This window comes from Bacillus sp. 05T31, from assembly GCF_056396725.1.
In genome coordinates, this window is the sequence record NZ_JBFTMA010001292.1 from 1 (window position 1) to 546 (window position 546).

At 33.9% G+C, this 546-nt stretch carries 1 pseudogene; it reads right to left on the minus strand.

From position 1 onward, the window contains the following. Nucleotides 1–405, minus strand: a pseudogene (locus AC1DJR_RS32980) (MMPL family transporter); the annotation flags it as partial. Nucleotides 406–546: the final 141 nt, after the last annotated feature.

The following is a 546-nucleotide window of genomic DNA, read 5'->3' on the forward strand; positions in this document are numbered from 1 at the left end:
GACACATGATGTACCATCTTTTGATGCACTTTTTGATAATACTTGCTCTGGAATTGTATCAAATGGTGGTAACAATGATTGTTCTTTTAAAGGGTCCGTTTTTAACTCTTTATAAACGTCCTGTATTAATTTGTAGTCTTTTGACTCTAATCCACCATCCCGATGCCATACAACTAACAACGGGTTTCCTGCATTATTAGGAAATTCTTTTTTCATAAGTGCTTCAGCTTGCTGTGACATAGCTGTTTCAGGTAAATTTTTCGGATTCGGTTCTTTCGTACTGTTTACTTGTGGTAACGTAAATGAAAGTACTAATGTAATAAGAATCCATACCGATAAAGTTATCCATTGCGTATTCTTCCCTGCTACAAGCCTCCCTAACATATGTAACGGGTGCTTTTTCATAAAACCCCACCTTCCTTTTTTCCTCCAATATTAATTATATATACTGGTCGGTTAATTAATCAAGAATGATTAAAAAATTATGTTATAATTATCTCAATAATAAATGTCAGGAGCGAATGTATTTGGATCAAAAACAACGTC